The following is a 7,648-nucleotide window of genomic DNA, read 5'->3' as shown; positions in this document are numbered from 1 at the left end:
GGTCTGATGTTCCCAAGCTCTCCTGTTTGCCTGTGACGTTGTCCTGAACGTAATAGCGGCCACTGCCGCCCCGTTGATAGAGCCTAAACCTTTGCTTCATGATCTTTCGGATTACGAGGCTAAGGCGAAATGATCTGTGCCAGTTAGCGAGTACTGCGAGAGCTACCTGGGGATTCTGGGAGAATCCGCGGAAGTAGTCAGTCTGCTGGCAATTCCGCTGGCACGGCCCGGCAGAACCTTATGCAACCGTTTGATGCACATGCATCTCGGTTGAAAGACAAACGACCAAGCTGACCCGCAGCCGGGACAGCGCGGCCAGGATACGAATAGCACGGAGGTGCAACGTTGCAACGAATTCGGTTGCGGCTTTGCCGCGCTCTGTTCTAAGTCTCTGGCGAGAAACAAGAGAAAGGCCCGTATGCCCGGCATCTATGACAAATCACTCGATCGGAGACAGTTTCTTCGCCAGTCAACCACGTCCTTGGCCGGCCTCGCCCTCGCGTCGCAAACCCGGTTGTTCGCCGGCGCCGCCAAATCCGAGGAGTTGCGCCTGGCGCTGCTCTCGGACACGCACATCCCGGCGGACTTCAAAGGGGGCGAGCACCGGAAGTTTCTCCCCTGGCAGAATCTGAAGGCGGTGACGCCTCAGGTCCTCCAGGCGCGCCCCAAAGCGGTGATCATCAACGGCGACGCCGCCCGCCTGACGGGCGAATTGGAGGATTACGTGGAGCTGAAGAAATTGCTCGCACCGGTCGCAGAAGAAGCGCCGGTCTATATCGGGCTGGGCAATCACGATGATCGCGGGAACTTTTTCAAAGTCTTCCCGCAGCCTCCGAGTGAGCGCCAGACCGTTCAAGAGAAGCATGTGTTGGTCCGGGAGTGGCCCGGCATCCGATTCGTGATCCTGGACTCTTTGATGTACGTCAACCGTGTCGCCGGCTTGCTGGGCAAAGCTCAGCGCGATTGGCTGGTGCAGTATCTGGAAAAAGCCGATGGCCGCCCGACGATTCTCTTCGTGCATCATACACTGGACGACGGAGACGGCAGCCTGGTGGACGTGGATCGCCTCTTCGAGTTGATTCGCCCTCACAAGAAAGTGAAGGCCATTTTCTACGGCCACTCCCACAAATATGCCTTTGCCGAACAGCAAGGCGTGCATCTGGTGAATCTTCCCGCCGTAGGCTACAACTTCGCGGACAGCGAGCCAGTTGGGTGGGTGGACGCGCGCTTCACGTCGGAAGGCGCGGCGCTGACGCTGAAAGCCCTGGCTGGAAACCGCGAGGGCGATGGCAAGACCACATCGATTTCGTGGAAGAACTGACCGCGGTCAGGATAGTGATCAGCTTGATGCGCCGCCAGCCGGTCTCAGGTAGGTCAGACTCGTCATGGTGAGCAGGGGAATAACATGGACGAGTCCATCATCCGTGACCACAGATACAGCGCCGCCAGTCTCGACGAACGCAAGCTGGTGTGCCTGGTTCACCATGAATTTATCTCCCGCCGCAGTCGTGATTTCAAAGGGTAACCCTTCGCGGAGGGCGGTCTTGATTTGCTCGACTCTCATGCTTCGTATCTATCCGAGACATTTCCCACGCTCACTAGCGTAATTGCCGAGGGGACAGGAACAAGGCAAATCCCCTGAAATCATTTCAGCGGCGCGAAGAGCACGTCCAGGTCTTCAGCGCTGAGCTGCAATTTGTCTTTGCGCTCTTCGTTGAGCAGACCTTCGACCAGCTCACGCTTGCGCGCCTGCAACGCCGCGATCTTTTCTTCCACCGTGCCGACCGTCATCAGCTTATAGACGAAGACCTTTTTGTTCTGGCCGATCCGATGGGCCCGATCCGTCGCTTGATTTTCCACGGCCGGATTCCACCACGGGTCATAGTGAATCACGGTGTCGGCGGCGGTCAGGTTCAATCCGGTTCCGCCCGCTTTGAGGCTGATGAGAAACAACGGCACTTTGCCGGACTGGAAATCGTTCACGGGCGTGGCGCGGTCGCGAGTTTCTCCCGTGAGCTTCACGTAAGGAACGTTCGTTTTGGCCAGTTCCGCTTCGATCAATTCCAGCATGCTGGTGAACTGCGAGAAGAGCAGAATGCGCCGGCCTTCCGCGATCATTTCCGGGAGCAGGTCCATGAGCAATTCGAGCTTGGCCGATTCCTGGACGTGTTTGGCGGCGTCGAGCGGGACGAGCCTGGGATCGCAGCACACCTGCCGGAGCTTGAGCAGCGCATCGAGGATGATGATGTGGGAGCGCGAGAGACCTTTGTTGGCGATTTCGGCCTGGACTTTGGCGTGCATCGCCAGCCGGATGCTTTCGTAAAGGTCGCGCTGACCGCCGGTGATTTCGACGTTTTGCGCGATCTCCGTTTTGGGCGGCAGTTCCTTTTCCACTTCCTCCTTGCGCCGGCGCAAGATGAACGGACCCACGCGCCGGGCGAGGACCAAACGCCGGTCCTGGTTGTTGGCTTTCTCGATCGGGTTGCGGAACAACGCGCGGAACCGGTGTTCGTCGCCGAGAAACCCCGGCAGCAGAAAGTTGAACAAGGACCACAATTCGCCCAGGTGATTCTCCATCGGCGTGCCCGTCAGGCAAAGCTGGTGCCGCGCCTTCAACTGGCAGGCGACCTGCGCGAATTTCGTCTTCGGATTCTTGATGTATTGAGCTTCGTCGAGAATCACGACGTGGAATTCCGTGCCCAGGAGGACAGCTTCGTCGCGCGGTAACAGCGAGTAAGACGTAATGATGAGATCGAAGTCGCGGAGCTTCTCGAAATGTTGCTTGCGTTCGCCGCCGTGCGAGACCAGCACGCGCAAGCCGGGCGCGAAACGCTCGGTTTCCTGGCGCCAGTTGGTCATGAGACTGGTGGGCGCGACGACGAGCGAAGGCCGGTCCAGCCGGCCCGCCTCTTTCTCGGCCAGCAAATGCGCCAGCGCCTGGACGGTTTTGCCCAGGCCCATGTCGTCGGCGAGGATTCCGGACAAATTGTATTCGCGGAGGAACTGCAGCCAGTTGAGACCGTCTTGCTGATACGGGCGCAAAGCGGTTTGCAGTCCGGCGGGCGGAGCAGTCCGCTTGATGCCTTGGAAATTCTTCAGGCGCCGGCCCAATTCCTTCAAGGCATCGCTGCCCAGCCAGCGCCACTGATCGACGTCGCTGAGGGTCGCGACTTCCGCCACGCGGAGCTTCGGCATTTCGAGCCGGCCCTTCTTGTTGAGCGATTGCGGATCGTAAAGCTCGACCAGCACGGCCAGGATATCGCGCAGGCGTCCGGCCGGAAACGGCAGCATGCGGCCATCGCCGAGCGGCACGAGCACCGGGCGTTTGGCGGACATCTTCTCCAGTTTCTTGGGCGAGAACTCGTCACCGTGCGTTTGCAGCAGGTTGATCAGGACCGGCAACAAATTGATTTTCTCCTCCCCGACCTGAACGCCGAGTTCGACGCCGAACCAATCATTCTCGCTTTCGGGCGCAACGTCCGCATACCACTCCGAAGGCTCCGCCAGATGGAAGCTGAAGCTTTCGTCGTATTCGATGAGCCATCCGGCCGCGCGAAGTTTCGGCAGCGTTTCGACGCAGAACTTGAACCAGGCGTCGTCGTTGTTCTTGGGCAGCATCCACGCGCCTTTCAGGCGGGACTCTCCGTACATCGGCATCACTTCGTGCGAAGGCCGCAGACCAAATTGTTCGAGCTCATCCAGGAGTTGCTCCTCGCCCGCGAAATCCCTCTGCGCGCGGATCAGCTTCCCATCCTTGAAGCGCTCGATCTCCTCGCGGGTATCCAGATGATCGGCGCGCACGCCGCAATAATCGAAGCCCACGCGCGCCAGGTGCACGGGGTATCCATCCATGCCCGCTTGGCGAAATGTGTAACTCATTTCCCACCATTGAAAGCGCGCGGTGGACAGTGACAAAACCGGCGCCGGTTTCAAGGCCGGCAACCGCTCGACTTCGAGCGCTTTGGCTTTGGGCAAAGGCAAAGCCGGGAACCGTTGATCGAGCGCCTCGTTGATGAGGTGAGCCACTTTCGGTTTGACGGCAGGAGCTTTGAGCCAGGTCTCCGCCAAAGCGGCTGGAAGGCCGACTTCCAACGGGCCAACGCAGTTCTCGCCGGGATCGAAATACCACGGGGGGCGGAGCGGCAACAGCGCCGTGGCGGCGGGAGTGGCCGTGAAAGTCGGATGTTGCAGACCGTTCGCGTCGGTGGTCCACGCCGGTTGCGCGGGGCGGGGTGCTCCCAGAGTCAAAGGCGCGCCGTGTATCGTCTCCCAGTAGCAACGGCCCGTGTCGAGAATGAGCTGAAAGATTTCTGCGGCGTCCTCTCCGTCCAGGAGGCTCTCGGAGGAACTGTATCGGCCAAACGCCTCGCTCACGTTGAGGAGTCGCCGCGCGATCCGGACATCGGAGGATTGCACGAAGCGCGCGGGTTTCGGACTGAGAACATTGTAAGCCGAGTAGGGTTGGGCGCTGCCAAAACTTCCATTCTTCTTGCGGCGCACCTGAAGCCACTCCACGACCAGGACCGGACCATCCCCGCGATGTTCGACATCGAGCATGTAGATCACGCTGTGTTTTTGTTCCGCGGCGGACTCCCCTGGCGAGAGCGGCTGCGCCGTTTGCTCCAGGCGTCTCAGCCAGGGCTCGAATTCGGAAGGCAACGCCGGTTTGGGCGGGGGCGCCGGTCTGGGCGGCACGGGGGAGAATCGGTTTGGCGGTGGAACAGCGGGGGCTGGCTTGCCGTTGCCTAACAAATCCGGCGCTTGCCCCAATGCGGCAAAGATCGCCGCGGCGACGTGCTTGCAGTTGTATTCGACCGGGCACGAGCAAAAGCCATCGACGAAGACGCGGCCAGTCTTGTCGATCTTGATTCCCGCTTCGACGTCGCAGGGTTCCAGGTCCGATCCCCCAATGGCGGCGTCGATGGATTTCCGATCTTCAGAAATGGTGCAGGAGAGGACCTGATCGTTCGTGGAGTATTCGTAGCCTTTCCGGAGCGCATTCTTGCTGAAGCAATCCATCCAGGACGCGTGCGGAAACGGAATCGGATCGTGCGACATCAAGGAAAACTTTTTCGCGATGAAGAACTGATGTCAAAGGAATTGCCAAAAAGTTGTTGAACGGCTGTTCACAGGAAATTCACCGTGAAGGGAAGGAAACGAGAGCGGGCGGTTGTCCTCTCGTCCCATGAACATTCCTCTGGACCGCGGCCTTTAGGCGCCTTTAGGCCGCTTCAACGCCAAACTCCAAAGTGTGCGCGAAAGCAGCCTAAAGGCTGCGGTCCGCGCAGTTTTCGGTTCATGGCCGGTGAGCAGGGTCCTGAGGCCAAGCAAGCTTTCCACAACCCGGTAGGGCTGCGCTGCCGCGAGCCGGTCTTCGGTCGATGCGGCGCCGTTGCAGCACCGCCCTACCATAGACGGGTTCAAGGGCCGAGTGCATGGTTTTTGAAACCAGGCCGGCTTCGTTGAACCGGCGGGTAGGGCGAACCTGTCCCCAGCGAGCCGATCCGGACGTGTTCCGCGCCCGTCGAGGGGCTCACCGGGACGGACTCGCCCTGCCTTCGCCTGGTCACGCGAGAGCCGGCGACGTAACCGGCGCGTTAAATGTCCGGGCCAGCCAACTTCGATGGCGCATTCGCTCGTTGCTCAAGATTTTCTCAAGCCGCCGGGCTTCCTCAACGGAGAACGCAAAGTTGTCCGGCAGAGGCCGGCTGCATACCCCGCACAACTTGTGTCGCCGGCTATAGACAATGGAATCGCAATGGGGGCAGCGGAGGCCCGGAGCGTGCGCGGCCAACTTTCGCGCCCAGGGCTGACGTTCCAGGCGGGCAATCTCTCCTGCGAGATCGGGCGATCCCGGCGGGGTATCGGTCGTGAAGGGATCTGCAATCGGGTTCAATATTCTCGTGCTCATTTGCTTTGATAGACGGCGAATGAGTTACCGATGCATTTCCGAAGGATTACAGATTTGTAACGCTCCCGGCGACTTGACTCGGATCAGCTATTTCGCGCCGGTCGCGAATGGGAGCCGAGGGAGTCGTCCATTCGCGAAGCTGGTAGATGCTGCCGCGCCGCCGCCTCGGCGCCACAACGCATCAGAGCCGACGTTAACGGTCCGCCTGGGTCCGCAGCTTGAGGCGCTTTCATTCCGTCGCGGTGAGGCTTTCGATAATCATCTTGGCGACGAACGGAATGATTTCGCGTTCGGTGGCGTGGCCCGTGGTGAAGGTCACGAGCGCGAACTTCGGTCCGCGGGCGGGTTCCACGTAAGCCGCGTCGTGGCGGGTTTCGCTCGTCCATCCGGCTTTTGACCACAGCTTGTCGCCCGGAGCGAGCGCGATGCCGGTGAAATCACGCGCCTGGCTGTCAGTCTTCTTGTCGGCGGCGAACGGACTGCGCGCGAGCAGCTTCATCATTTCCGCCGAGCGTTGCCCGGAGATGGCTTTGCCGGTGGCGATCTCCGTCAGTAGGCGCGCGGTGGCGTCGGTGGTCAGCCAGTTGCGGTGATTCGGCGCGTGCAATTTCACGGACTGCATTTCGCGCCCATACGGGCCTTCGCACCAGGGTTTGCGGTTCACATTGATGTTTGTGTAGCCGAGAGAAGCGAAGTAGCGGTTCACGGCGTTTCGTTGGTGAAGCCAGGCCTCCAACTCGTCCGCGGCCAGCTCCGGGCCGCTCGTCGTGCCCGTCAACAAATCGACCAGGTAATGCGTGGGTTCATTGCCGGAATCGACAATCATGTCCCGCAGGGCGCGGCGGACTTCGTCCGTCTCTTGAATTCTGCCGTCCTCCAGCCAGCGGTGAACCGCCGCCATGTAAAACAGTTTGACGACGCTCGCCGGATAAATCTGGACATGGCCTCGATAGCTCGCCTGTGTGGGCCGGGTCGAATCGCGCAGATCGACAAGCGTAACAGCCAGTTGATCCGCCTGCAGGTTCTTCTCCGCGAATTTCTCGAACGTTTTTCGCACCGCCTGATCGACCAGGGATTGGAGCCTGGGCGAGCGGCTTGGACTGGCCGATTCGGCCGCGCGCGCTTCGGCGCCCACTTCGAGAAGCGAGGCGAGTGCGGCGAGGGCAAGCCAGCCCCGGATTGGGGTCACAAATCGACCGGCGAAGGATTGCACCGTGGCAACAGGTCGGTTTGGGGAACAAGGCAAAGTGTTCATGAGTATGACCTCACCGTAGGGAAACTGAGCCGCCAAGGAAAGACGGATTGAGCACAGCAGGGAATGCGCGGCGTGTGTCAGCGCGCGGACTTGTGATTCGAACGAACGATTCCGGCGAGAATTCATCGAGTTCGCGGTGCCAATCGGTGCTCCAAAAGTTACGCGATCCTTTGCCAATCTGTCTCCCCGAGAGTCCGGCTCACCTCTGCTCATGACCAGGTCTCTTCGACAGCAGCGTTCGATTCCATTCCGGAGGCTCCGCGGCCCTATCCCTTCGCCAAGGTGAGCCGGGTGATCGCGGTTCCTGCGAGTTCGGCCCACGAAAAACACTAAGTGGTCCATTTCATAAATACGCTCACGTTCGCGGCAAGGGATTTTTCGGCCAGACGAGGCGCGAGCGACGAGCATATCCCGAAGTGGATCTGTAAGGAGCAAGCAACGAAGTCTGGCGAAAAAGAACTGCCGCCCTTCGGGTTGCGCCG

Annotated in this window: 6 protein-coding genes; 1 reads left to right on the top strand and 5 read right to left on the bottom strand. The window is 60.2% G+C overall.

Annotation, left to right across the window (positions count from 1 at the left end):
- Positions 1-418 precede the first annotated feature (418 nt).
- Complete coding sequence (locus FJ398_24045; protein ID MBM3840970.1) at positions 419-1,321, top strand: hypothetical protein; 903 nt, start codon at positions 419-421, stop codon at positions 1,319-1,321.
- 18 nt (positions 1,322-1,339) lie between these two features.
- Here FJ398_24045 and FJ398_24040 read toward each other — a convergent pair whose 3' ends face one another.
- The 5 genes from FJ398_24040 to FJ398_24020 all read right to left on the bottom strand — a co-directional run bounded on the left by FJ398_24040 (position 1,340) and on the right by FJ398_24020 (position 7,166).
- Positions 1,340-1,564: a hypothetical protein gene (locus FJ398_24040; protein MBM3840969.1), complete on the bottom strand. Its 225-nt coding sequence runs from the start codon at positions 1,562-1,564 to the stop codon at positions 1,340-1,342.
- Positions 1,565-1,644: 80 nt separating this feature from the next.
- Positions 1,645-5,058 (bottom strand): DEAD/DEAH box helicase, encoded by a 3,414-nt coding sequence (locus FJ398_24035; protein ID MBM3840968.1) that lies wholly within the window; start codon positions 5,056-5,058, stop codon positions 1,645-1,647.
- 153 nt (positions 5,059-5,211) lie between these two features.
- Complete coding sequence (locus FJ398_24030; protein ID MBM3840967.1) at positions 5,212-5,424, bottom strand: hypothetical protein; 213 nt, start codon at positions 5,422-5,424, stop codon at positions 5,212-5,214.
- 142 nt (positions 5,425-5,566) lie between these two features.
- Positions 5,567-5,911 carry a hypothetical protein gene (locus FJ398_24025; GenBank protein MBM3840966.1) on the bottom strand — a complete coding sequence of 115 codons (345 nt, stop codon included), beginning with the start codon at positions 5,909-5,911 and terminating at the stop codon, positions 5,567-5,569.
- A gap of 229 nt (positions 5,912-6,140) precedes the next feature.
- Positions 6,141-7,166 (bottom strand): serine hydrolase, encoded by a 1,026-nt coding sequence (locus FJ398_24020; GenBank protein ID MBM3840965.1) that lies wholly within the window; start codon positions 7,164-7,166, stop codon positions 6,141-6,143.
- Between the last annotated feature and the right edge of the window lie 482 nt (positions 7,167-7,648).

Source organism: Verrucomicrobiota bacterium (assembly GCA_016871535.1).
GTDB lineage: Bacteria > Verrucomicrobiota > Verrucomicrobiia > Limisphaerales > SIBE01 > VHCZ01.
Note: the sequence above shows the minus strand (reverse complement) of the source record. Positions and strands in the feature narration are given on the sequence as shown.

Coding starts and splice junctions, on each gene's coding strand:
- FJ398_24040 (MBM3840969.1), bottom strand. CDS start 1,564: ATGAGAGTCGAGCAAATCAAGACCGCCCTCCGCGAAGGGTTACCCTTT.
- FJ398_24045 (MBM3840970.1), top strand. CDS start 419: ATGCCCGGCATCTATGACAAATCACTCGATCGGAGACAGTTTCTTCGC.
- FJ398_24035 (MBM3840968.1), bottom strand. CDS start 5,058: ATGTCGCACGATCCGATTCCGTTTCCGCACGCGTCCTGGATGGATTGC.
- FJ398_24025 (MBM3840966.1), bottom strand. CDS start 5,911: ATGAGCACGAGAATATTGAACCCGATTGCAGATCCCTTCACGACCGAT.
- FJ398_24020 (MBM3840965.1), bottom strand. CDS start 7,166: ATGAACACTTTGCCTTGTTCCCCAAACCGACCTGTTGCCACGGTGCAA.